The following is a 25,501-nucleotide window of genomic DNA, read 5'->3' on the forward strand; positions in this document are numbered from 1 at the left end:
AATCCGAGTTCTTCGTTTCATGGCAACGTCCCCCCTTGATTAAGGATAGCGTTGCATCGACCCATTGAACTCACAGCACAGAGCTGCCTGTAAGATTGAGTCTGGCTCTGTGCCATAGCTTTGTCAGGTCAAGTCTGAGCTAATACAGTTCAGTTGAGGTGTTTGTGCAACTGTTGCAGCGCCGGTTGGTAACTTAGCCAGGCGTTACTATCGTTGTCGTATATCTCAGTGAATATGGTCATCATACGGTGCATAATCGCATCGTGTTTATCGACATCGAATTGTTCCGGGGCGACAAAGAGATTAAGCAATCTGGTGCACTCATCACGCAGGTTCTCCGCCCGCTCAATTGTCAACACCGGTCTGGTGTCATCGTCCCTGGACTCTGTTTCCGTCAGAGCCATCAACATCATTGCACACAGCCTTACCAGTTCAGTATAGCCGCGCCGATAGTCCAGGCTTTTGTCACTCATACCGGTGCCTCAGTAGTTAGGGGGAAGTGGTTGGCTTTCCAGCCATAGCCGTTCGAATTCTTGTTGATAGACTGTCACCAACTGGGGTTGGTTGCGTACTACCAGTACATTCTCCACATTGCGTTTATCTGCACTTGAGGAGTAGTTGTAACTGCCGGTTTGCAAGGTATGACCGTCAGCCAGAATTATCTTGTTGTGAAATATAGCATATTTGTCGTTGAGGCGGACGTTGAGGCCACTATTGGCGATAAACGTTACCGCGGTATAGTTATCGCTGTTGGCTTTGCGGTCCGCGATAATTCTAACGGTGACACCTCTTTTTTTTGCGGCAAGTAGTGCCCTGGCGATACCTTTGTCAGTAAACGAATAGGCTTCGACGTTCAACGTCTGTTGTGCCTGGTTAATCACATCCAATACGGCGGCTTTGGCTGAGTGAGAAGGGGAAAAGCCTACGCTGAATGTTGGTGAGGCCTGTACGGGAAGCGAGACGAATGGCACCGCCAGCAGCCATGCTAGTGTGAGCGGTCGGATAACAGAGCGTTGCATGTGGTTCTCTCTAGCGGAAAGTGATTTCGTTTGTGCCGGCGTTCGCCAATGACTGTGCGACTTCTTTTGATACGCGGATGGGTTTAGGAGGTGCTGGCAGCTGACGCCAATTGCGTTTGTTCTGATGCAGAGCTTCTCTGGCCGCTTCAAACAGCAACACACCACGTTGGGTTGGTGAATAACTGACGTCGGCGCGGTTGTCCAGGTCGAGTGCCACTGCAGCAACGCGTTTGAGTACAGGATCCATCATGCCAGCAGATGTTGTTGTATCCATTGCCTGCTCGAGGCGTTGAAGGATGCCATCGATCTCCTGTGCGGCAGGCGGTAATTTGCGCTTTAATGACGGGTTCAGGGTAAATAGCTCAGCTTCGGTGGGTGTTTCCACGTCGATGAAACGGTTGATACGCATCGGTAGTGAGGACGTCATTTTCTGGTCATCCGGGATATAAATGGCATTACTCGGTACCAGCGCGCTTTTAAAGGAAATCATGCCTTCACCGGGGCTCATATCTTTCAAGTCACCAAGATCTAGCCGGTCTTTTTCACGAATATAGTTATTGGCTGCATCTTCGTAGTTAGGCGTAATAAACCCGCCAGCCTGTTCTACTGAGCCCAGTTCTGCATAATACCCTTTACCTCCGGTGATCCTGGCCAGTTCGAACGTGTCCTTTTCATCCTGCAGCGTCATGAACCACTTGGTTAGCAGGTTGGCGTTTACCGTCATGTATTCGCCTTTGTGTTCGGCGATAAACCTCTGAATATCCTGGGCAGAAACAATGAGCATATATCCCAGACTTCGCATCTGGCTTGCCAGGTTGTCCATACCCGGGCCAAAGTAGGCACCCAACTCATCCATGGCGATCGGGTAGGGGAACTTACCACTGTATTTTTTGACGATCAGTACATCGTTCATCATCCCTTCGAGCTCGCAGCCCAGGTCTCTGGCCATGGTCATGCGGATGGCTGAAATGTACAGCTTACCGATATTGGATGCTTCACCCTTGGAGAGTTCCAGCGCGGGTATGGTCGTGCAGAGAATGCGATCGTTGTGCAGTACGTCTTCGATATCAATATCACCGGCATCGGTTGAGAAGATGTGGCCGTAGAGGTCGTTAAACATGGTCAACATACGGTTGAACTGCTGGATCAGGTACCCATGCTGATCGTATACCCCTTGTTCCCACTCCGATGGTTTGTTAATCAACTCGATGCGGAAACCAGCCAACGTGTTGAAGTAATTCTCCAATGGATTGTATGCCTCACGATGCCAACCGTCTCGCTTGGCTTCTTGATAGAGATCAGCAAGTTTTCGCAGGGGTAAATACTCCTGGATGACCTTTTGGGAAATGCGACGTTTTTCCCGTTTGCATTTGTAATAGATGGCATAAACCAAGGCAGACAGCATTGATTTTGCTTTGTCCTGCCAGCCCTGATCTCCACTGCCGGCGGGCGGCAACATGGATTCCATCAGCTGGATGATAAACGTGGTGTTCGCGGTTCCGAACAGATTGATAGTGTTTGAGGGTTGCCGCTTTTTATCATTGAGCAACAGCTGCAGTAGTTTGTCCGTTCCCCCAGTCATGAAATTGAGCACGTAGAAATCATCTTCGCGGCCAAAGCGACGAGCCAGAGACCACATGGCGAAGGCCAGTGTGTTCTGGCCCTTACCGTCCGAATAGCAGATCCCACGTCCCCAGCATATTGAATTCAGGAAGACCGACAAGAGAGCCTCCGTTTTACCCGAGCCCGTGGTAGCCAATAGCAGCATATGCCGCAAAGCGTCGTCCAACGTCAGCCATAGCTCTCGTGCCAAGCCTTTGCCGCGGGCATACCCAAGGCACATTACACCGGCTGCCGGCAGGTATTTGCGGGTGCGAACCACATACCGGAAAAATCCGCCCAGACCTTTGCGGTACTTGGGCATTTCACGTTCGGTGGTTAGATCCATGCCGCCAATGTCCGTTGGCATGCGTAATGGCATACGAAACGGACGATCGGCAAACAGCATGACCAGAAGTAGCAGCCCAGGGACGGTAAGTAACAGTGTGGCCGGCATAATGAAGCCCACAATTAAGCCAGCGAGCAGACTGAGTTGAACCCCCATCGGAGAAAGTAACGCATCATTTATAAAGGTATAACCTAGCGGCCTGCGCACCCGGCGCGGGTCGACTTCTACAGGGCGTGTCATGAGTAACCTCAATCAGGGAAAGATCGGATGGCTGGTATTACTGGACGGTCGATGAGTTCAGGAAGGCTTCCAACGCATCGTCACTTTTCAGTGACTGCAGGGGGATGTAGCGACCATCATCTGCCAATAAAGAAGGCGTGCCCGGGAGTGTGTAGTAATTAAAGGCAACGTCATTTTTGGCGATTGCGGTTTCACCGGCTTCACATGATGCAGGTTGTGGGGGGCTTTCACCTGGCGCTAAACCGGCGTCTGTGCGGAACAGTGATTTCCATAATGCCAGACGTGTCGAAGGGGCCTGGCACAAGATAGGACTCACCAGGTTCAGGGTCTGTTGCTTACCAACAAGGGTCACCGGGAAAATCTCAACATTGTATTTTTCTGACAGGGCTTCTAATGCCGGTTCAATGATCTGGCAGTTGTGACACAACGGGTCGGCAAATACATACAGCGTGCGTGGATGGCCTGATGACAGTGCGATCGTGTATTGGCCGCTTTGGGCTGTTTTACGCAAAATCTCTGCCGTTTTTTGATAATCAGCGGCTTTGGGGAGGGCGCCTGCTGGTTCAACCTGGCGGATAGTTGGCGTCGAATCAGCTGATAATTCTACTGCAGGGGCTGGTTGGATCGGAACCACCGGAGAATTAGGTACAGAGATCACCGGCGCTTGAAATACGGGTTGTTGGTTCGCCGGAATAAGGAGGGGTCTGGTTCCAGATGCACCAAGGTTCCAGGCTGTGACAATAGCCATGGTAACGGCGGCACCGAGAATGACACCTGTGGTCAGTTTCCCACACTGAACCCTCCTATCGCGCCGACGAAGTACGGCTGCGTTTATCGCACGTAATATTGTCTGGGCGTCCTCTGGGGATGTTCCGTGATGGATGATAGCTTGGTGCAGATCGCGGCTATCGTGGTAGATATCGTTATCTTTAATATAAAAACGGGAGTATGTACCCAGTTCAAGTATGGCGATTGCGTGATCGCTGCCGGATTTTCGTGAGTAAACAGACAGGGTTTTACCCTGCAGGGATGCAGTAAAATGAGTATTCATCGATTGTTTCCTGTTAAGACGGGCGTTGTGTTCTGGGGCGAGTGAATGTGCGAGTTTTGACGGGGTGTTGCTCAGGCGAACGTGTTGTTGCAATGGTGGCCGCGGGTATAGCGGTTTCTTGATTGCGCAAAATCACCACATCTCCCACTTCGTCTTCCATATCAGCATCTGGTGCGCATTCAATAGGCTCGGTAGCTGATTTCTCTTCTATGGTTAACCCCAGGTTTCGCAAATCAATTTCCAAGCCATGGATAGCCTTGTCCATTCGACTTTCTGGCATAGGAACCGATACTCTGAGTCGTTCTGATACTTCCCCAACCAGGGTCTCCCATTTTGAAACGGCAATCACGCCGGCACCTTCAACAAAGACTTTTGGTCGGCCGGTCGAGGTCAGGGCATACCACAATGTGCGATCGAGACCTTTTAGCCAGCGAAAGCGCGGACCGGGCAGGCGTAAGTCTTGGTCATGTAAAGCGAACATTGCGGTACGGGTAGTGCTATGTCGACCTAGCCAGGCTTTTGCCTCGGGGGTACTGATCACGCGTTCGAAGGCTTTGGTCGCCAGTCCCAAAACTGGATACCCCTTTTTTCCCCTATCACGACGGCTTTTGATGAGGCAGGAGCGGTTCAAGCCATCCAGCAATTTCTCAGCTCCCTTGCGGTCCTTTAAGAATGCCTGAAGCCCGAAAGCAGCGACTAAGGCACGCTCATGGGGGCTAAAACTGGATGCATCTTTGAGTGGGGCACCCAGTTGCTGTTCGAAGACGATGCGAGCTCTTTCATGATCAAGGCGTTCACCGATCACCAACTGGTGTTGTTTGGCAAATTCTTCCGGTGACTGCGCACTTCGATGCTCTGGTGGGTCACAGTTCAGCAGTTGTGTTTCTTTATCGCCGTAGCACAGGGCAGGTACAATATTGGGAGAGAACTGCGACATAATTTTAGGTAGGGAATATACGTTAATATCTCTTCGCGTTCGGTTGCTCGCATGATTACGGACTGCAATCATGCTCCCTACTACAATCACTGATAATGGTGCTAACAAAATGCCGGCTGTTCTGTTCATCACGTTAATAAACTCACTCCAACTGAGGTCGTTAACGCGATTTGCCGCCCAAGCTAATAAATTCAATCGTTCAGCAACATAACTGTGGTTGCGCGGGAAGTCGCAAAGAGACCAGAGTTGATAAATTATCCAACAACTTCCATACATGATGGGGGGCTGGTATATCCACATTAAAAAGCAGATCATGAAAAAGATAAGAAGTATCATGAGTCCGCGCTCCTGGCCTTGAGGTGGCGGAGTGGCTGTTCTTGTTGCCATATACTTTCCTGATAAAGGTATACCCGCAAGGAAACTATACGGGTTATAAGGGGGGACTACACCAAGGAGGATTTTTTCAGCAAAGAAAAAGCGCCGATTAGGGCGCTGAAAATGGATGTTGGAAAATACTATTTAATTTATCAATAGGCTAGGGATTTGTTGCGAACGAATTCACCAAAACTGTTACCAGACTCGTTCTCAGGGCGATAGGAAGAGGAAAGAAGAACATCCAGTTTATTACCGAATTCCATGCACTTACTTTCGCTACCAACATTGATTTTAAAGTAGGGGAAGTAAACATCATTGAACTTAAACGTCAGGGTGCTTCCTCTGCATTCATATCCAACCAGATCGGCGACACGGACTCCTTTAAAAATAGAGTCGGTTGTTGATAATAATAGTATTGTTCCGTTTTTTACGTCTACCCCAACATACTTACCAATGTCTAATATTTTAATCTCATACCCATTAGATGGGGTGAAGTTATTGCAGATGTAACTATTTATTATGTTCTCGGTTTTCTTTTTAGAGTTCCGAAGCGTGCGGTAAAATGAATAAATTAAAGCTAAACCGACGACTAAAGAAAAAACTGGCCAGGCTGGATTGCTTCGTGCATCTGATACAATGAACAAAATCAAAGATGAAAGTAAAAAAAAGGCACCTGCACATAATGAAAACATTAAATAGAAGGACTTTAAGTAAAGTTGCGTTTTTGTCATTTAATTCCATCTCCCTGTTCATTGTTTGAACCTTTATGATTGAATTTTACACCAGGCGAACGCTGTAGTCCATGTGAAAAACCAGCAAAAATGTTTTTTGTTGACTCAGCCATACCACCTAAAATACTTGCAGCTTCACGTCCCCCTAACCAAGAAATGATATAGTCTGGCATTGTTACTTGTAGGCTGAATACTCGAGTAACCGCAGTAGTACATATCCTTGCATAGACCATCAAAATACCTATTACAGATGCTAATCCTGTAATCGAGTTGGCCTGGACGTTAGCAATGGTTGATCCGAACATTAGATTTAACAAAGTTCCAAGGGCAACGATCACTATACTTGCAAATACGAAACCGAAGACCATGAGCATCGGCCTAATCATTACATCAATCAGGAAAACATAGCCATATGATGAACGATGCCCCTTGTCGCCCTCTATACCTATATGCGTTGCAGCCCATAATGTACCGCCAGTGGCACCAACTAGAACACTAACAAGCCAGTTAGCTGCTGCTGCTATCCAAAAAATAAATGGTATGAAAGGGAGATATATTGAAAGACTTATGCCAATTCCAAATAGGACGAAAATAATAAAATAAACAACCGGGGAAATAGCATCTAGAAAAGCAGAAAACCCTTCTGTTGCATTAGCAGAGAAAGCACCGGCAAGGCTTCCCCAAAACCCCTTAGTAGATAAGGCAGCGGCTACTTTCCCCGCAGTGAATAATGTCAGAGTCGCCTCGGCACCACCTAAGGTTAAGTCACCAATGAATTTCATTTTCAGTAATGGATTCATTTGGTCATTGCTAACTGAAGAGTTTCCGATATTCGAAGTTGCGATATTGTTCGCTAGTTTTTGAATTGGTGATTTAAATAATCCAACAAAGACTGCACTTGGGTCAGATGCGTCAGTGGCTTGTTGAGTATCTTTAGCCCCTTGTGTCCCCAGTGGGGGTGTGTAGGGGGAGTTCTGCAGTTGAGCTTTGTAGGCTGTTTTTATATTGGAGTAGTTGTCGCTAGCTCCCAAATCACCCAGGCCAGACATACCTGAAATTACAGGCTTTAACTGGACTGCGTCATTGAACTTGTTATTGGCCGTGGCAAACGTTTGGTACCAAGATCCGAGTGCCAGCCAACCATTTTTTTTCAACTGGGCCGAGAGAACGGAAGCCAGTTCGTCGGAGTGCCCTTGTGCTTTCAATGCCTGATTTATTCTGTCTTCATAGGCTCGTGCCGCTTTCTGGATGTCAGTTTCAGCATCTGGTAATGAACCACTGCCATTCACCTGTTTGTTGGCCAGAGCAGAAACAAACTGAGATGCGTCCTGTGATAATGTGTTTTGCATCTCATTCATGGCACTGCGCTGAGCATTGATTATGCTGTCTGTGTTCACGGGAACGGGGAATAGCCAGCTGGTCGTCTGGTCTGCCAGGCTTTCCGGTAGCCGGGCGGAACCACACAAAGCGCTACCGTTGCCGATCTCAAAGCCGTCAGGTAGTGACTTGATACTCATCAGTGGAGTACCACCCTGGCCATACTGTTGGTACATGTTGCTGAGTTCCGAATTAACCCCATACATGCATAAATTCATTTCGTAAATAGCCCGGGCAGCACTCACTGTCTGTGGTGCAACGGGTTGTACCACCAGGGAGTAACCCTCTTCCAATAAATCCACAATTCGATCAGTTACTACATTGGCGCTGCCTATCCCCATGATAGAAGCTGCCCAAAGGAAGATGAGCTGCGCCAAGGACCAACCAGAGACCGTAGGTACCAGGGTTAGGAACCCAGCGGTCGTTGTGACTGGGCCGACCATTGAGCTGCCCTGGTTGAATATTTTCCCGTGCTGTCCGGCTTGTACCAGATGTTTGACTGTGACCAACAGGAACCAGACGACAGCAATGGCCATGACTATCCCGTTAAACACAAAGAATAGCTGACCGATCATGCTTGATTCAGTTGATAATGGGTTAGTGACAACGTCACCAAATATCATAACCAGAATTTGGCGAGACAGGTCACTAGACCGTTTAGCCGCTTGTTCTATGGTATCAAAACTGACCGCAGTATCGGCCCAGGCACTGGCCGTAAACAGGCACAGCAAAGCGCCGGCCATCAATTTTCGTATGGCTTTCATAGGATGCTCGTTTTTGAAGGCAATTGCCTGGCGGGCGCCAGGAAGGAAAGGTGCTACCTGCAGGTTACTGCCGAAGTGAAAGCGTTGTTTTAAGCCAGTGGTTTTCTGTCAAGAAGTCCATAAATCCCCCGCGTTCTTGCTGAGATGCTCGGCGTTCCCGGAGTTGCCACAAACGCCATGAGCAAACGAGAGCCTGAACGAAGGGGATTGCGGCTAAAGACAAGAGGGCTAACACCAGGGCTAACGTTTTGGCCAGTAACAACGGCGTGTAGATATTGCTGGCCAGGACGACCAGCATGACACTGATGATGATAAATGCCGGTACCGCCGACAGTGCCAGGCAAAGTTGTTTGCGCCGGTGAAAGCGTTTTATCAATACCGTCGTCGAAACTCCGCTGGCTGCAACGGCGTCGTCAAAGTCCAGCACGGGCTCCCTCAGTTTTTGCTCCAGTTGATAAGAGGGTGAGAGGTGCCGTGCTCGTTTAAGGTGGTTAATCAGCGAGGGGCCGATTTTCGTGGCGGTATATCGCAGTTCTGAGAGTGGCAAAAAAATGTTGGCGGTGTAATACGCCCCCTTACCAACACGACGGCCCCAATGTGGAGCTGTTTTCTCATTTTTTTCAGTCATGACGGGCTGCTCCTGCACTGACTTCACGCATTTTTGCTTGCAACTGCGGACGATAGTTTTCTGTTGCTGAGATAGATAGCTGTTGGCCCTGCAGAATATTGTTTTTCTGCAGTTGCTGCTTTATCCCCAGTAATAACCAATTCTGCAGTGATTGGATCCGTATAGATTCACGCGCTAAATTATCCCCATCCATTGCCTGCAGGTCAGTTTGGTAGTCCGTATTGGCATAGCGTCTGCCTACTTCGAACTGTTCAAACTCACGTTCGGACATCATGCCGCTACGTTGCGCTTCCTCCGATGCCGTGCGCCCAAAATACGCCGCTGCAGACGGGGTCTGCAGCGTTTCTTTCAACACATCTCGGGTAGCTTCATTAGGCTGACTGGCGGCGACCATGGCCAACATGGGTTCGCGTGCTGCAGAATTCACCGATTCATATTGTGTCATTATCCCTACGTACTGCTGACCTGATGTCGTTTTGACTTCACCTTTCCCCAACTGCTTACCTGCAGTCGCAGGCGCACTGTTGAGGGTATAGGCCATCGCTGCATCGGTTTGCTGTTGGTTGAAGGTCAAGTCCGGGGCTTTCCCTTCCTGACCAGCACCATCCAACAAGGCTGTCAGTCTCTTGTCCCCACCAGGTAAATCGGAGATGCCTTTGCACAAGGCTGTTCCACCGTATGCCGCAAAATCCGTGGCATCACAGTAGTCGGCATGTATTGCGGCCGTTCGGAATTGTGTCTGCTCCGGTGGAGGGGTCGGTGAGGTAACACCCTGACGAATGGCACTGTTACTGATCCCACTGCCGCTGGACAAGGCTCCCTGGCGAGCCCGGGCACCGCTTTGCACCTGAGCGGCCATGCCTGAACCGGATTCGGTGCAGATGCTGTCAGGAACGCTGTAGGTACGACGGGCTTGTTCCAATCGTTCGGTCTGCCGGGCGAATATGTCCTGATCCCGCTGTGCCTGGGCTGCCTGTTCAATCTGTGCGACAACTTTGCCACCGTTCTGGTTGATAGCGGCACCGACCTGGTGCTGGGTACCGGCGATTTCTGACAGTGTACCGTTTATGGTCCCAAGTGCTGGCGCCACCTGCGTTTCGACTGGCAGGCTGCTCATGACTTCAACGGGATAGGCTACTGCGTTGCCTGGCAGATATGCAGCTAGGACCAGTACGGTCAGCAGGCTGAGTTGACAGGGATGTTGACGAGTCCAAAACATGACTAGCTCCAAATGTGTAGGGCGACTGAGGCGGCAAGAGTCCAGAACAGCGCGGTATAAATAGTGATGTGGGTGATGGGATAGTGAAAAAATGATTGTTTAAAACGAGGCCAAAACGTTGTCACATACATATTTTCTCCTTAAGCCGCAGTTCCCTGGATATAGCCGGCTTTGGCGATGAGTTCATTTGCCAGCTGACGAATGGCGCCACCTTCATCGTCGTTGCCGGCACGTTTTTTCAACATCTTGATATGGTTTTCTGCAGAGCCACCGGGAAAAGCATTAGCCAGCAGCCGCCGTGCGGTTTTGCCATCCAGCGCGTCATACAACATATTGCGTAATGCTCTGTTTGCCGGTGTGGAGTTCAAAGCCCAGAGGCGCAGAGGGCCGACGGTATTTTTCAACAGTTGTGCAACGTTGCCATTGGTGGTTTGGAACACGGCAAGGAAGGTGACACCACTGCCATCTGGTGCCGGGCCTTTGGTTGTGTTCAGGAGTTTCAATAATGTGGCACGCGGGACTTTGAAGGTGTTTTGCAGGATGTCGAAGTCCTTAGTACGTACCCGAAGTAAATAGAGCGAGTTCGCCGAGTCCAGTATGGTTTGAGGGTAATCGTCCAGGTACTGCGATGCGAAGACAGTACGGACACCAAACTTGCGTTTCTCCCTATCCTCCGTTTGTAAGGCGGACCAGAGTGCATCAATACCTTTGATGTTATGCAGCTCATCAATGAAGATGAGTTTGATCTCCTGATCCAACTGCTCGATGCGCTTACGGTGCAGTTGGACGTAGCGTGGATCCAATTTGGCATACAGTTCTGTCTGTATCTGCGGCAGATAGAAGTCAGTGCCTCCTGCTAAATGGCGAGCAAATTGGTACATGATACCGGTGCGAATTTTTCCTTCAGGCGAATCATTACCGGCCACGTTATTGACATCGACTATCCTGATGCGAGTGTTAGGGCTGACGGTAAATCGTGTGCGACCGGAAATCAGTGGATAATCAAACAACGCCTGAGTCAGGCAACGCGATACGTAACTGAGTAATGTTTCATCCGATCCCGGGCGGTTGACCATGCCGAACGCCGTTCGCAACTCTTCACTATTGAGGGCGCCCTGGAGATCATTCAGCTCGGGAACCGCCTGTGCTTGGGCAAGAGAGGCTTCATAGACATGACCATGTTCAAACAACATGTCACGAACTTCGTACCATGTGGCCAACTCCCACCATTGCGTGTCGTGCTGAGAAATACAGCCGCTGCTTTTGAGCGCCGCATCCACTTCCGGAACCAGGGTAGGGCCATATCGCACGGGTTCGGTATCGCTGTTTTTGCGAAACACCAGGTCAACGGCGCGGGACAGGATCTGTTTGCATGACGTTGCATCGGGGGCGAGGCCCGTTTGTGGATCGATGCACAGGCTGGTCAATAATCTCAGCAAGTAATCACGCTCAGTGCTGATCGGGTATTTCAGACCTAATTGAATATCAAATGGGTTGCGGCAATGGTCTGCGACGTTTTGCAGAATGATGCTGATGATCTTGTCTTTCTGGTCAACGGGAAGGCTGTCATGAACCAAATCGTAAAAGCCCTGGGCAGTAAACCCCTTGTCTATAAAGGCCATAAACGGCAGATCGCTGTTGCCATTGGTTATCGCATCCAGATGCAGGCTGTTGGCCAACAAGGATTTTCCTGAACCTGGAGCGCCAGCCAGTAACTCGGTATGTTTTTCCTGGAGCGCACTGGCTAACCCAATCGGATAGGGCTTGCCATCAACCGTCTGGTGTATGGAGTTGCCCTCATTGCCCCACGGACTGGCAGGGCGCTGCAGAGGCATCAGCTTGATGCCTTCGGATAACGGAGGGAACATCAGATTTGGTGCACTGTAGCTGGATGCCAGTGGCAACGTATTTATCCAGGCTCTGATTGGATCACCAAAGGTTCGGGTGACGGAGGTAACACCCCAGGCCTGAATCGATTTTTGTAGAAGCGTCAGGTTGCGCTTCAACCGGCTTTTATCAGCATCCCAGGTACTGGCTGTGATGCTCATCATGCACACCGGTTCTTTTTTATCTTGCTTCACCAACCAGGATACCGATTTGTAGATATCACGCAGAGACGGTACGAAAGCGACAAAAGACAGCAGGTTCTGTTTGTTGTTGAGATGAGCACCACCGCCGGGCATCAGATCCAGACGCAAACGCCAGGGGATTTGCCGGGGAACCTTTTTGAACAATTGGCTGAACGGTTCTGGCCGCTGTGGTGCCAGCGTCATTGCGAGCTGGCCATGGAACAATCCGTCAACTTCAATCAAATTACCGTGGGGTGTTACCTCAGTGTCGCAATACTGAAAATTGAGGTGAGGGGCCAATGCACCACTGATATCGTCATCGCGCAATTTTCCATGTGGGATCACCCGGTCGCCAGGAAGCAGAGGTTGCCAGCTTTCATCCGTGCTGAGGCGTTCGATTTCGTCGCGCAAGATATGCCCTGCTTCGTGAGCGTCCAGTAAGCGAACCATCACCCCCTCGTTACCATTAGTGAGGTCGTTGGCCAACTTGTCGATAAAGGCATCGTGTCGGAGTTTCAGTCCCTCAAATTCAGCAAACACAGGATTTTGACCGAATCGCGCCTCCGGTACATCTTTAAACTGTTGCTCCTGGCGGTGTGTTTCTTCTTTACGTTCCGCTGCGGGCAGGGAGGAAATTGCCGTGTAAACCGTCAGCCATACACGCTCACGGGCAACATAGGGGGACATTTTGGTGATTTGCTCATCGACCAGATCATCAAGTGTTAACCCGAGTTTGTGATAGGCCTGCCGCTGAGGCTCCACCAATCGGGTAATTTCTTCTTTTCCGCGACTAGGATCCCGCTCGAAAACAATACTGATTTTATGGCCCAGAGTCTTAAAGTCGCCTGTTAGTGCATCCCGAAGTTTCAACACAAAACGCAGGTAGCTGTCGGCTTCGGGTTGTTCGTTCGGTGTCTTAGGCACGTTTTCACTAAATTCTCGAAATGCGCCAAGGACTTCAAAACAACTGGCGTAATCATTGTTGTGGGTGACATGGATGTAAGGTGCGTCCAGCGACGGGTGACGAATTTTATCATCGGGCGTCATGCCAATGACGGTGCGCAGGTCACAATACTGCGCGAAATCTCTGCCCAGGGTATAGCGTGAGAAGAAGGCAAATGCGTCTTCGATTTTATCAATAATCATGGTCAACTCCGGGCTTTGTAATCACGGTACAGGTGTAACCACCAGGTGGTGCCAGCATCCAAACCCGTGGTGGCTAGTCGGCCGACAAGGCGGCCAGGGTGCAGCGCTAACGCCAGGTGACGGCAGCGTGATAGAAGAAGACTTCGGCGATCGGTGGGTAATTGTTTAAGTGCATCGCCGAATGCCTGTGGATGTGTGGTTCCCCATGCTTGTTGTACCGGTTTGTCGTGTGACGTCAGCCAATCCAGCAAGGCTTTGGCATCCCGACGGTAGTCTTCGTCCTCCGAGCTCAGTGCCTGGGCAATGGCCCGCTGCAGGTGATTGACATCTTCGGGTCGTAGCGTCGGTAGGTAGATCATCACGCCGGCTTCCGCAGTGACGGTATCGAGCTGTTGCCACGCCTGGCACAGCGGATCAGCGACACTGAGATTGTCAGGGGCTGTATTCAACGGGTTGTTGTCACGGAAAATTGCCGTGTTCTTAAGCGACTCATAACCGCAGAATTCGCAGCAGTGTCCACTCTGGCGTGCGGTCACATCTAGAATTTCTTGTTGTTTAGCCGATCGAGAAAACCCAGCGACACGCTGGGAAATAGAAAAAACCAACATATGAACTCCAGGGCAGGAGGGAGCAGTGGTGGCGAAGGGCGAGCGTCAACGGAATGGCCAGCCTTTTGGACTGGCCATCGGGTGTTAAATGCCTACTGGGTTAAGGGTCATCTGTTTCTGGCTACGGCTGGCCATCTGATCGAGTGCAATAAAGCATGCGCCAGCGACCAACAGGACCAGAATGTGCCCAACTTTAATTTGAGGGTTGTTTTTCTTAGTGGCCATCAGACCAATTGCTCCGGCAATACATCCAAGTCCGATGACCATTGAGGCATTGACGATCGGTTCTTTAAGCGAGTAAATCCCATCAAGCCACCCTTTGATCATACCGGCGATGTCATCGTCAGCATGAGCCAGAGGGGTAAGAAACCACGCCAGTCCCCCGGCAATTGCGCGGGCATAATACCGGCGTACTGTATCGGCCATGAGGGCACCTTTAATTGCGATGAACAGGGGAATATCTTTCAGGGAGTGACGAGCTTTCATTATTACCTCTATGTTTTACCAATGAATATTTAGTGTGTTTTGTAGGGCATCGAGTACCCGGGGACTGACTGCGAGCATTGTGCCGACAATGATTCGTTTAACGCCGCTTGAAACATCCTCACCGGCACTGAGTCCGGTATGACCGTCCTTCTGTGAGCGTCGCAACCGGAGCAAACCTTGCAACGCATAAATAACGCCCACCCATTGCAGCAAAGTCAGACCGGCGTTAATGGCGACCGCTGCCGGGCCATATTTGCCCTCTGACACATAAGCAATAGCGCCAAAGGTGACATTGCCCAGCGCCATCTGCTGCGAGGTGGCGTTCATGACCTGGTGCAGTGCGATGATGCAGCCGCACACCAACACGACGGACAGGATTTTCCCTGCGCCATCCTGTACCTGGCCGCGCCTGGCTTTGCTGGCAATGTTTCCAAAGTGCAACGCCAACATGACCAGACCGCCAACGGCACCCAGCGCGAGAACCAGTTGGATCCCGACAGCGGTCACGTTATTGACGGCATTGGCCAGCATTTGGACCAAATCCATAGTTCTCCCTACCGGATAACACCGGCGGTGGTGATCACTTGGCGTTGTGTGGTGTCAATACTCTGAACGGTGGCATTACCAATGCGGTCACCGGGACGTAGCGCCCAGGTGCTGCCTTGGTAATTAACCCATGCTAGCCCTGGGTAAAGGCTTGCGATCGTTGCACCACGAAGGGAATGGTTTTTTGTGCTGGCCCGAAGGCCATGATTGGTTGAGCGAGCCACGGTTGTAGGTTGCGGGGTAACCATTGCGGACGATGGGCGCTGTGTCAGCGCATTAACCTGGCGTTCCAGTGCGCGTATTCTCTCGTCGAGTGCTTTGATTCCTTCCCGGTTGTTCTCACTGAATATGCGGTTGTTCTCGATAGCGTGCTGTGTTGCTTCTGTAACAATGGCATGCCCGGTGGGTTCCGGGGTTGGCATTGCTGCCGACGTTGGCTGATCCCGAGTGGCGGGGGCAGCAGGAGAAGATGTTACCGGTGTCGGAACTGACGGACTCACCACCTCCTGGGCCGCAAACTGTGGCGGGGCACCGCTGTCATGTGGGTTGTTGCGCATCACACCGAACATCACGATCCCGATGAGACTCAACGCCATTATTCCTGCCTGAATCGGTGTCACCTTGATACCGAGCGGCAATGTAATGAGCTTTTGTTTTATGGGCTCACTGACGATGGGCGTTTCTGGGATATCGGTATCTTCCGCCAATGGCTCTGGTGGGGGGGTATCAAGATCAAAATGGGACTTGGACATTACTGTTCTCCTGCGTTGAGCGGTGTAACTACTGCGCTTTTATTGACTCTGTCGCTCTCATACACCCCTTTCATAAATTGGATGGCCACGATTTGGTTTTTGAACACTTTGACCTGCTTGACCGGGAGGCGAGAGGCATCATTGGTCATCACCTTGCCGGCATTGGCTCCCAGGCCGCCGACAATGGTGCCGGCCACAGCTGAACCGCTGACCTTGCCGGTACCGCCGGAAATCGTCCCTGCATTGGTGGACAGTATTTGGGTGTTCTGTTGCTTGTAGAGATCTCCCAGGCCGCCGACGCTCGAGGCAAGGGCTGGCACAAAAATGCGGCTGATGTAGCGGTTGCTAACATCACTTGCTACTGCCGATTGCAACGTGTCGTCCTGCAGGGCGTAAGCGTCTACCTGGTAATCAGCGCCGTTAAGCGTCATGCGGGTAAAGTGGATCACGACACCATCGCCAGCCAACTGAACACCCTGAGCGGTGAAACTGGCACCCGCCAGCACGCCTGCAGGAATATGCGCGAGAACGATGGAGTTGAGGTTGTCAGAATCCACAGCGCTGTCGATTACACCAGGGCGACGGGTATTTGGCGGTACGACCACGATGTCTGCCCGGGTTTTGGCTTGTGCCTCCAGACTGGCGGGGGGTACCGTTGGTGCATTCCCAGGCAGACTTTGAGTCCAGTTCCCGAACGAACCGCCTGCGGATGTGTCAGCCGGTTGGTTTGTACCTTGTTGGTTCTGAGCTCCCTGACCAAAGGCGCTGGCCAACTGCATATTCCCGGGCTTCCAGCGATCGTTGAGTGTTTTCAAATAACCCTTCAACGCCGCTTTTTGGTCTTCGGCAATACCGCCATTTTGTGGATTGCTGCCTTGCTGAGTATCAACTGGTGTCGTATTCAGGCTGACCGGCAGTGGTGCCGGTGCTGGCATTTCTGCATTGATGTCACTCATTCGCAATGACGCTACAAAACTGGTTCCACCATTGTCAGCCGTTTTATAGCCGATGGTGTTGGCCTCGCTTTGCAGCCGCTGGTACTGGACGGTTTCGGTGCTGTTGTGAGGCGCATTATTGGCGACCCGATTGAGTTTGTACTGCGATGGGGTTGGTTCGGGTCGGTTTAGGTACCCCCATCCTAGGTAGACACCTGCACCGATAATTACGACGGCACTTACTATGACCATGGCGGTCTTTTTCCCGTCGCTGGCGGCATCTTTTTCAATAGCCATGGTTTTACTCCAGGTTGATGTTCAGAGTGGCATTACGCCCTTGAACGGAGAAAACGACTTCCGGGGTCACTGGCAGCTTCCAGATGTGGGTACCGTCAGCGGCAGAGGAGGTTTCAACAAAGGCATCCCGTAGCTCACTGCGAGACCGGATATAAAGGTCATCACCTATCTGCCAGACGTTGGTCATCGGGACATTGCCAGTGGTTTTCAACCGTTTGGCTTCTTTGGGCGGGGTACCATCAAGGAAAGCTTGCAGCGTGGGGTTATCCAGACTGATTTTCTCTCTTGCGATCGGCAATGCTTTGGCTGCAGGCCCGCGCATGGGGATCCGCAGGTTAAGGCTGCTGTCGGTTATCTGAGCTTTGTCCGCGTTATCTGGCTCACCACTGGATAACGCAATGACCACCGGTACTGGCAAGCCTTGCAAGTAAACCGTGACGCTGCCGGAATCATAGGCACGCCTTGCCTGTACGGACATCACTGCGCTGTTTGGAATGAACTGGATATAGAAACCGCTTTCGTTACCGTTCACCGGGGGGGCCGCGATATTCCAGGGGGCGCCGGTTTCATCGGTGAATGATACGGTGCTTGGGAAGTTTGGCAGAGCTCGCAGCATGGGTAACGATGCTCCAGGTGACAGATTCACGGTCAGTGAACTGACTCGCGGGACGGCAGTCACCGGGGAACGGCTCTCACTACGCTGCAGCTGATCGAATGTGCTACGCAGATGTGTTACATCGTCCGGGGAAAGGGGGGCCATTTGGCCTTCGGCATAAGTCAGTGCCGGTGAGGGCAACGGTGTATTCCCAGCCGGTGGTAAAGGGGCATTCGGGGCTGGCCCGGGCGTTGACTGTACTGGTACTGGGTTGTTTTGAGCAGCATTCGCCGCCGGGGCATTGCCCATCGTCTGGGCTGGTTGCCAAGCGTTCGGTGCCGGGGCGACATCGACGGTAGTGGCGGCAAAAGTGTTGGCCGCAGTCAGTAATAACAGACCGGCAAAAGGGGTTTTCATGACTATTGAGCCTCATAGGTAATGAGCTGGGACACTTCCATGCCGGTGTTTTTCAACCGGGGATCTGTACGCTGAATCAGCAGTGACACAACAAAACTTTGTTCGGGCAGTGACGACGTTTGGCCCGTCATCTTGAATTTTGTGGGGTACTGGATTTTCCAGGCATAAACACCGTTCTCCAGCGTCCCCTTGCTGACGATGACGCCCGGAGAGGTCATAACGGACATGTTCATTTTCTTGTCTTTAACGGCCGTGAGGACGTTAGACGTCGTCAACGCGGTGTAGTAACTGCGAAATCCTTCATCGGAAAAACGCGGAAGCAGGTTATTCATCTGCGTTCGGTAATTGACAAAGTCGAGCGTGAAGGCTTCACGTATCACACGGTTACCAAAGTCGGTCACATCGGCATCGCTGTACGCGGGCTGGTCTGTTGGCGTGAGGGGAATGACGCGACCATCCTGCGTGGCGAAATACTTCACCGGCGGATGCAAAACGGCATAGATCAACACACCAATAATCAACAAGCAGAGGGTGATGGAGGCGCTTTGCCACACATTGGTGGTCAATGACTTGCGGGTGAAGTAAACATTCAGTTGGTTGGCCTGATGCTGCGCGACGGCGGCGTCATAGGGACCAGGTAACTCCGGTGAAGGAGAGACAGGCTGTTTTTTTTGCATGGCGTTATCCACGGGCAGGCCTCACCAGGTTATGCCCGGCGAGGCTGCAAGAAGGAACAGGTAACATCCGCTGATTTAGCGAAAGACGTATTAACGACTAAAGAGGTAATCACCACCGGTCACGCTTGAGGGTTGCGATGGTGGAGGTGAAGTTACAGGGGCCTGTTGGTAAGAGGTTGGTGCGTAATTCTTGGGCGCATTGACCGAACGGGAAGATGTGCCAACCAGGCCACCGCTGCGAGAAGACAAATCCCCCCAGGGGTCAATTTGACTCGGAATATACTCTTGGATCTTGTCGTGTGCGGCACGGCAAATCTTGTCTTTGATGCCGTTGAGAATACCGCTCAGGTCGGGAAAGGTTGGCACGGTGATCGCTGTACTGATATCGCCTAAACACTGCTGTAACCCACTGGACACCTGATTTTCGCGCTGAGACCAGGCTTCTGCTGCTTTGCGATCCCGTTCATAGCCGTTTTGGGCACCGATTTGAGCCGCTGAGGCTGCGCGACACGTCGCGGCATGCGTCGGCAACGTAAACGTACTGGCCAGCAACGCGGCCAGCAAAATTGAGCGTAATTGCATAATGACTCCTTACACCCCTGGGCGGGGTGACTGCGGGGTAGGCCGGGAGGTGTTCTCCACAATATCGATGTCCCGGCGCTGCGGGGTTTGCGACGGTGGAATGTAGTCGTGCGTAAACCCAAGTTGTTTATGCAGGGCCGGGGGACACTTTGCCGGTTCAACCAAGGGGGCGTAGAGGCGATCCTTTTCCCCTTTCAGCCGGAAAACGAAGGCATTATTGGCTCCCGACTCATGATTGACTGCATTACCGTAGCCAATCGCTGTTACACCTTCGGTAGTCACAGCATTGAGTGCCAGATAACGATGGCCCTTGTCATTGGTGCAGAGTTTGCCCAGCACCGGATGATATTCGTCCTGATATTGCACAACGCCCTGAACATACTCACCCAGGCCTTTAACCAGTAGTAGCTTGAGCTGATTTTCACTGTCCATAGCTTTCATCAATACCGTGCCGGCATCCTGAGTTTGTACCGGCAGGTTTGGTTGTGCCGGACGTGTTGCCGGGGCGGCAGTTCCTTCTCCGTTGGGTTTAAGCCACACCAGATCGCTGGTAGGTTCAGGAAGCGGTGGCAACGAGATACCGGCATCTTTGGCCAGTTGGATCACTTGTTGCTGCAACGCGGTAAAGTGGGTCATGTCGTAAGCAACCAATGTCGCCGGTGGCGTGGCCTGTTGTTCGTGACTGACCAGTAATTGTGGGTCGATAGCAGATTTAATCTCCCACTGGTTTCGATGGGTGGCGATTTCTTCCGTTTTCTCAGTACCGTCGGCATTAACAATGACCTTTCCCTTTTCATCCCGAACTTTAGCGGTAACAGTCACTTCTTTATTGCCTAACCATCTCAGCGTAACAACGTCATCCTTCTTGAGACCACTGGCGGGTACGATTTGGGCCAGTTCTTTCCCCCAAATGTACCGCTCGCCCCCAGCCGTGCGTAAATGCACGTAGTAGCTGTTGTTCTCCGACTCGTCGAAGTTATAGCGAGCCTGACCGTGCCCCAGTAAGGTGCCGGTCAGTCCGGCTTCGCTCTCTTTGCGGCTGGCGTTACGGGGTTCATCGGTCGGCAATACCGTCGGTCTCAGTTCCGGCGGGAGACTGTTTTTTTCTGAGGGGGCAACAGAGGGTGATGTTGACTCTCGTTCTGGCACAATCGCCGCCGTCGGCGTTCCGACTGGCGTTGGGGTGTCTCCCGGTGCGGGTTCATTGCTCAATGCCTTGCGCGCTTCATCCAGCATTAACTGTTGTTGTGGGTTCTTCATTTTGACATCGAGGTTGTACTCGGCGACCAACGTCACAGCACGCTGTTTAAACTCATCGCTGCCGGTCAATTCAATACGTCCCCGATATTGCTCACGGGCAACCAGCAGGGCAGTCAAGATCATGGCATCGTTTTGGCTCGCCGTGGCATTGGCCATCGTGAGTCGGTCACCGTGGTCAACAAAAGCCGGCTCACCGGAGAACAAATACTTTACAGAACGGCCATCCGCTGCAATTTCATGAGTGATCTGTTGCATTAATGCATCCAGATCAAGAGGGGTGACCAGGCGAGTTTGCTTGCCGTCCGGCGTTTCAATTCGTATACCGTCTACTTCGAGCTCAACATCGGAAGCCTGCGTTTCCGTTGGAGGCGTATTGGCGCTTTCGTTGATTGGGCCAGAAGCCGGCGTTGGTGCGAGGCGACTGGCAAACGAAACAGGTGCAGCTATGTCTTCGAGTTGCTCCGCTGCTGCGGTGAGCGATGTTATTTCTGTTGGTGCAATTTTTGCCTGTTTATCTACTGCTTTATTATCATCAGTTTCTTGCTCATCCTTCATGGAGGGTGAGACAGGTGCCGTAGGTGAATACTCCAGGACCTCCTGATCATTCAATTCTGCAATAATATGGCTGTAGTCGGCATAGTCCTCCTGGAAGGGAGGTGAAGGTTCAACATAAGCTGCCGCCGTGACTGTGGGCTCGGGATCTGCCGAAGCTTGCATCCTGGTGTCGTTGGCACTGATGTTCGGTTCGATGGGTTCCGGTATCGACGGCATTGGCGTATCGTCTACCGGATCCAGTACCGGTTCAGCGATAGGGGTATTTTCCACTGTGGGCTCCACTTGAGTGATATTCAGTGCGGCAAATGTGGGGGCCAGGTTCTGGGTTAATGCCTCTAACCCTCGAGCCTGGTGAAAATCGTTAAAATCGGTGAGGCCTTGTTGCCGTTCTGACGGCGTAAACGTCGGCAGTATTACCGTGCCGCCCGTGGCGTCGGCGGCTTCTTCTGCTTTCTCTTTACCCGGATTACCAGGGCGTTTAGGTTTTGGCAGGTCGTCATCCCCCAAAAACAGCTTAGGACTGTCGGGATAGTGTTCATGCAGGGCTTTCGCCACTTTTACCAGATTGCCGGAGTCAACGGTCATGACGACGGGATGTTGAAGGGCCATTGCAGCGCTGGATGCGGTCGCGTACCCCTCGGCAAAGACGATGGGACTGCCATTTTTCAATGAGCCACCGACGACAAAAAAACTGCCCTCCTTTTGGCCACCTTTGCTGAGGCGTTTACTGCCATCGGGGGCGATGGTTTGCAGTGTACGGATATCCCCGTCCGCATTGCTGAGCGGAATGACCAGATTTTCTCGTTCTGAGCGGAGACCTTTTGCGGCTTTGACCCCTTTTTTGTTCAGGTAAGCATGATTATGGCCAGCCTGATTGAGGGGGGCGTAACGAGAAGCGGATGCCTGTGCGACCTGATTGTGTTCCTTAATCTTGCGTTGTTCACGCCGATGTTGCTCCTGAGCGGCTATCGCCTTTTGGTGAGCAATAACAGTAGGATCTGGCCGGGCAGAGGCTGATGACCAAACGTTACGATGATCTCCCGCGCGATGGTCGATGAACCAGCCGTTGGCAAAGCCATCCTTATGGCCCACATAAACGCCTGACTGTTTCCCGGGTGTATCGTCATCCATTGCGATACGGTGAGCTTTGCCATCCATTTCTGGGGGCCCGCTGAGTTTTCCCCCAAGGACGCGGATAAAGTCGCCAAATTCTTGTTGCGGATCGCCCTGTGCAGACATCACCAGGGCAGTGTCTGTCCGCCATCGCGATAGTTTGCTGAGATCCGCCCCAGGTCTGGCGAACCACAGTTTTTTATCAGCATCGAATTCAAGAGCATTTTGGCCATTCTCAAGTTTTCCAGCCTGGCGCTTGGCTTCTTTAAGTTGCTCAAACGGGATAACCAGGTAAGTCGGTTCGGTGACTTTCATTCCCCCTCCCAGCCCAGTTCGTCGACATTACCCGAATAGATGCCAATCCAAATGCGAGTAGGGCGGTATATCAGGGATTGGAGTAAATAGCCGGCCAGAAATGGCGTGTCAGATTTTGCATATTGTTCTTTCATCACAGCTCCTATTCAAAAAACTTTCGATACCACCAAGGTCGCCCGGTAATGATGTTTCCCCGCATCCGGTGCAGCAGTCGTTGCAACAGCACTGTTAGCGTGTAACCGAAGATGGCCAGCACCTTGTAAAAAATCAGCAAGGCGATGCAAAACATGAGCATGGGCAGACTTGGCCAAATGACCCAGATAAGCAGCACCAGATAAACCAATACGGGAATGCCCCAGAAGGTGGCGGGCCGCCCACTGTCGAGCCAGGGGGAATAGTCGTTATCCATCAATGCCTCCGTTGTTTATCGGTGAACTCACGCCAACCGATCACTCGTTCAGCAACACGGCTATCGATGCGACCTTCAACAAACAGCGCCCAGGCTTGGTCAGCGATCCGGCTTTGTTTTTCCCGTAGCGTTGCGTTGATCATGTCGGGCCAGCGTGAGTAGTGTTCGAGTCCAAGCCGATGGCGCCAGTCGTCATCAAACAGCACATATTCCCGGACAGCCTGGCGTTTACAATCGATCGTCGGCAACAGGTGTTGCACAACGACAAAGCGCATGGCGTCCAGAAGGTCGAAGGCGATTTGTTCACGTGAGTCGTTGGGTGCCATCAAGACACAGCGTGAAAAGGCATGCCCGGGTGAGAAGGCGTGAAGTGTACCTAACGTTAAGTGTCCGGACTGGGCGCAAGCGACTGCAGCCTGAAGCGTCTCAAGGTCACGGATTTCACCGATGCCGATAATATGGGGAGCTCGACGTAAAGCCAGGCGTAAGCCGTGGGCAAAACTGGGTACATCACGCCCTATTTCAGACTGTTGCGGTCGCAGCAATAATCGAGGGCTGTTTAACAAATACTCGACAGGATCTTCATAGGTCACCAGTTTGCCGTTAGGGTTTGTTTCACCGTAATGCTGGTATACGGAGGCCAGAAGCGTGGACTTTCCCGAACCCGTCGGGCCGCAGACCAACCCCATGCCATCCATCGGTAAAAAGCTGCGGAACAAATCCTCTTCTATCCCCATATCCTCAAGGATGGGGATGTTCGACGGGATGATACGCAGAGTCATGGCAATGGCGGTATTGAGTGCACCGATCGTCGCCTGGATGAAGTTGGTCCGAAATCTGACACGCTCACCACGTTCGAGCCCAAAACGGCCATTATTGTCACCTTCTAACTGCAGGGGACGATCGGCCCCTTGCCCCCCCTGAACGAGGGATTTGATATCCGGGGTATACACCTCATCAATCAGGCGAACCAAATTGGCATGTTCCAGAGGGAACTGACTGGCGACCACTTTACGGCCATGATGATCGACAACGATGGGACTGCCACTTTGCAGATGAATATCCGATACGTTATGGCGGTAACAGTGAACGAAGAACTCTCGGAGTTTGTCAGCGGTAAGACCGCCCCTGAAATCAAAACTGTCTAAATCCGTCATGTCGACACTCCTTGCTGAGTGTGATGTTGATTACTGTTGGGTGTTTATCGTGGGTTTCCAGCGTTTTTTATCCAGTTCGAAGCCGGCACGTTGTTTCAGGTCACGGACTTTATCGCCCAGCATCAGCTTGTCTTTCGAACCGGTGACAGACTGCAGCTGTTCACTGACCACTGGTGGTGTGATCATGCCCTGTTGTACAAGGGTGGAATAACGCACCATGCCGGTGTAATCCCGGGTCAGCCGTCCAAAATTACTTTCCAGGGTTCGGTCGGCACTTTCTCGCCCCTCCTGCCACCCTTTCTCTATGGCTGCCCTCCAGACTTTTTCCTCATCTCCATTTTTAGGGCGGATTTCCGTTGGAATGTCTGTGTTGATGCCCAGGCCAGCCAGCAAATATTGGCGCCAGGTCGGCGGGTTACTGACAAATCGCTCGGGAACGAGAATGTTGTAGACCTTGTTAGCTGTGCGGATTTGACTATCGGTAATGTGGGCCAGAGATTCTGATGCCACGATCACCGGAGGTAACCAACCTTGTCTGCTGATGAGGGGGGCGAACGTATATAAGCGATTAAGCGCATCGTTCTGACCATTCAGAGCCTGTTGAAGCTCCCAGGCGCGTTGAGCCTTTCCCCCACGAAAGCCCACGGTTTGGCCAGCATCATTAAGTAGCTGCCAGAGCGTGTCGTTAAGGCCATGTTTGTCTATGGTCTTGGGTGACAAATAGGCATCAATACTTGGTGGCGGGGATGATTCAGTTGTAGCCCCGATAGCCGGCACCGTGACCAGTGCCAGGCACAGGGCCAGGGCTTTTCGTGTCATGCCAGTTTTCCTTTTTTCAGGGGTAACATGAAATAGAGCCGTAGCTCAGTTGGCTGCTGATCCAACTGAGCTCGCCAATCGATCTGGGTGCGAACCAAACGCAGAACCTGTTCAAAGGTTGCGTCCTGTACATGGATTGTCAGGGGCAGGGGCAGGCGAACGCCCGTATAAGCAAAGGACAAACCGCGTTGATGCGCTAACTGACTGAGCAGTTCGATAGCGTCGCCGTCCCAATCCACTGCGATCCTCTGAGAGTTAGCGGTGATTCGTGGGATGAACAACGATGAACGTGTCTGGTTAATGGCGTCAGCTTGGTTGAGTAGGGTAGTGGTGTTTTGTATGTCCTGTGCTGAGTGGATGATGTGAGCCTGAGGGGTAACCAGTGAATGAGTAGATATGTCACGCGAACATGCACTGAGCATTAGCACAGTGCATGCGACCATAAAGGTTTTCATTGATGAGTGTCCTACGGAA

The 25,501-nt window shown here is 51.8% G+C and carries 24 protein-coding genes; all 24 read right to left on the reverse strand.

Annotation, left to right across the window (positions count from 1 at the left end):
• Nucleotides 1-149 precede the first annotated feature (149 nt).
• Entirely contained in the window at nucleotides 150-473 is a 324-nt protein-coding gene (locus AC2FC2_RS23220) for a hypothetical protein (RefSeq protein ID WP_130016823.1), read from the reverse strand.
• A 9-nt stretch (nucleotides 474-482) separates the two neighbouring features.
• A complete protein-coding gene (locus tag AC2FC2_RS23225; protein ID WP_130016822.1) occupies nucleotides 483-1,019 on the reverse strand; it encodes a phospholipase D family nuclease in 537 nt (178 codons plus the stop codon).
• 10 nt (nucleotides 1,020-1,029) lie between these two features.
• On the reverse strand, nucleotides 1,030-3,207 hold the full coding sequence (gene trbC, locus AC2FC2_RS23230) for an F-type conjugative transfer protein TrbC (protein ID WP_242506325.1): 2,178 nt from the start codon (nucleotides 3,205-3,207) through the stop codon (nucleotides 1,030-1,032).
• 37 nt (nucleotides 3,208-3,244) lie between these two features.
• The gene (locus AC2FC2_RS23235) at nucleotides 3,245-4,258 is read right to left on the reverse strand and encodes a hypothetical protein (protein ID WP_130016821.1); all 1,014 of its coding nucleotides are present in this window, start codon (nucleotides 4,256-4,258) and stop codon (nucleotides 3,245-3,247) included.
• A 13-nt stretch (nucleotides 4,259-4,271) separates the two neighbouring features.
• Nucleotides 4,272-5,531 (reverse strand): secretion/conjugation apparatus DotM-related subunit, encoded by a 1,260-nt coding sequence (locus AC2FC2_RS23240; RefSeq protein WP_130016820.1) that lies wholly within the window; start codon nucleotides 5,529-5,531, stop codon nucleotides 4,272-4,274.
• 191 nt (nucleotides 5,532-5,722) lie between these two features.
• Nucleotides 5,723-6,301 carry a hypothetical protein gene (locus AC2FC2_RS23245; protein ID WP_130016819.1) on the reverse strand — a complete coding sequence of 193 codons (579 nt, stop codon included), beginning with the start codon at nucleotides 6,299-6,301 and terminating at the stop codon, nucleotides 5,723-5,725.
• Complete coding sequence (locus AC2FC2_RS23250) at nucleotides 6,298-8,442, reverse strand: DotA/TraY family protein (RefSeq protein ID WP_129935352.1); 2,145 nt, start codon at nucleotides 8,440-8,442, stop codon at nucleotides 6,298-6,300. Before AC2FC2_RS23250 ends, AC2FC2_RS23245 begins: the two co-directional genes overlap by 4 nt.
• Nucleotides 8,443-8,506: 64 nt before the next feature.
• Nucleotides 8,507-9,070, reverse strand: coding sequence for a conjugal transfer protein TraX (gene traX, locus AC2FC2_RS23255; protein WP_129935354.1), 564 nt, complete (start codon nucleotides 9,068-9,070; stop codon nucleotides 8,507-8,509).
• The gene (traW, locus tag AC2FC2_RS23260) at nucleotides 9,063-10,289 is read right to left on the reverse strand and encodes a conjugal transfer protein TraW (protein WP_130016818.1); all 1,227 of its coding nucleotides are present in this window, start codon (nucleotides 10,287-10,289) and stop codon (nucleotides 9,063-9,065) included. Before traW ends, traX begins: the two co-directional genes overlap by 8 nt.
• A 140-nt stretch (nucleotides 10,290-10,429) precedes the next feature.
• Complete coding sequence (locus AC2FC2_RS23265; protein WP_130016817.1) at nucleotides 10,430-13,504, reverse strand: P-loop NTPase family protein; 3,075 nt, start codon at nucleotides 13,502-13,504, stop codon at nucleotides 10,430-10,432.
• 2 nt (nucleotides 13,505-13,506) lie between these two features.
• Entirely contained in the window at nucleotides 13,507-14,112 is a 606-nt protein-coding gene (locus tag AC2FC2_RS23270) for a hypothetical protein (RefSeq protein ID WP_017891137.1), read from the reverse strand.
• Nucleotides 14,113-14,196: 84 nt separating this feature from the next.
• A complete protein-coding gene (locus tag AC2FC2_RS23275) occupies nucleotides 14,197-14,598 on the reverse strand; it encodes a DUF6750 family protein (RefSeq protein ID WP_017891138.1) in 402 nt (133 codons plus the stop codon).
• Between the two features lie 15 nt (nucleotides 14,599-14,613).
• The gene (gene traQ, locus AC2FC2_RS23280) at nucleotides 14,614-15,144 is read right to left on the reverse strand and encodes a conjugal transfer protein TraQ (RefSeq protein WP_010895872.1); all 531 of its coding nucleotides are present in this window, start codon (nucleotides 15,142-15,144) and stop codon (nucleotides 14,614-14,616) included.
• An 8-nt stretch (nucleotides 15,145-15,152) separates the two neighbouring features.
• Nucleotides 15,153-15,896 (reverse strand): hypothetical protein, encoded by a 744-nt coding sequence (locus AC2FC2_RS23285; protein ID WP_130016816.1) that lies wholly within the window; start codon nucleotides 15,894-15,896, stop codon nucleotides 15,153-15,155.
• Nucleotides 15,896-17,128, reverse strand: coding sequence for a conjugal transfer protein TraO (gene traO / locus AC2FC2_RS23290; RefSeq protein ID WP_130016815.1), 1,233 nt, complete (start codon nucleotides 17,126-17,128; stop codon nucleotides 15,896-15,898). Before traO ends, AC2FC2_RS23285 begins: the two co-directional genes overlap by 1 nt.
• A gap of 4 nt (nucleotides 17,129-17,132) precedes the next feature.
• A complete protein-coding gene (locus AC2FC2_RS23295; protein ID WP_130016814.1) occupies nucleotides 17,133-18,140 on the reverse strand; it encodes a DotH/IcmK family type IV secretion protein in 1,008 nt (335 codons plus the stop codon).
• A 2-nt stretch (nucleotides 18,141-18,142) separates the two neighbouring features.
• Nucleotides 18,143-18,817, reverse strand: a complete 675-nt coding sequence (locus AC2FC2_RS23300) for a DotI/IcmL/TraM family protein (RefSeq protein ID WP_026142138.1) — start codon at nucleotides 18,815-18,817, stop codon at nucleotides 18,143-18,145.
• 90 nt (nucleotides 18,818-18,907) lie between these two features.
• The gene (locus AC2FC2_RS23305; protein ID WP_129935369.1) at nucleotides 18,908-19,399 is read right to left on the reverse strand and encodes a hypothetical protein; all 492 of its coding nucleotides are present in this window, start codon (nucleotides 19,397-19,399) and stop codon (nucleotides 18,908-18,910) included.
• A gap of 9 nt (nucleotides 19,400-19,408) precedes the next feature.
• A complete protein-coding gene (locus AC2FC2_RS23310) occupies nucleotides 19,409-22,642 on the reverse strand; it encodes an LPD7 domain-containing protein (protein WP_130016813.1) in 3,234 nt (1,077 codons plus the stop codon).
• On the reverse strand, nucleotides 22,639-22,776 hold the full coding sequence (locus AC2FC2_RS23315) for a hypothetical protein (RefSeq protein ID WP_017891016.1): 138 nt from the start codon (nucleotides 22,774-22,776) through the stop codon (nucleotides 22,639-22,641). Before AC2FC2_RS23315 ends, AC2FC2_RS23310 begins: the two co-directional genes overlap by 4 nt.
• A gap of 8 nt (nucleotides 22,777-22,784) precedes the next feature.
• Entirely contained in the window at nucleotides 22,785-23,051 is a 267-nt protein-coding gene (icmT, locus tag AC2FC2_RS23320; protein WP_128865593.1) for an IcmT/TraK family protein, read from the reverse strand.
• A complete protein-coding gene (traJ, locus tag AC2FC2_RS23325; protein WP_130016812.1) occupies nucleotides 23,051-24,208 on the reverse strand; it encodes a plasmid transfer ATPase TraJ in 1,158 nt (385 codons plus the stop codon). The genes icmT and traJ overlap by 1 nt, the downstream gene beginning before the upstream one ends.
• Before the next feature lie 30 nt (nucleotides 24,209-24,238).
• Entirely contained in the window at nucleotides 24,239-25,027 is a 789-nt protein-coding gene (locus AC2FC2_RS23330) for a type IV secretory system conjugative DNA transfer family protein (RefSeq protein WP_017891019.1), read from the reverse strand.
• Nucleotides 25,024-25,470, reverse strand: a complete 447-nt coding sequence (locus AC2FC2_RS23335; protein ID WP_130016828.1) for a DotD/TraH family lipoprotein — start codon at nucleotides 25,468-25,470, stop codon at nucleotides 25,024-25,026. The genes AC2FC2_RS23330 and AC2FC2_RS23335 overlap by 4 nt, the downstream gene beginning before the upstream one ends.
• Between the last annotated feature and the right edge of the window lie 31 nt (nucleotides 25,471-25,501).

This window comes from Serratia sp. CoH_122_TC_1, assembly GCF_058191755.1.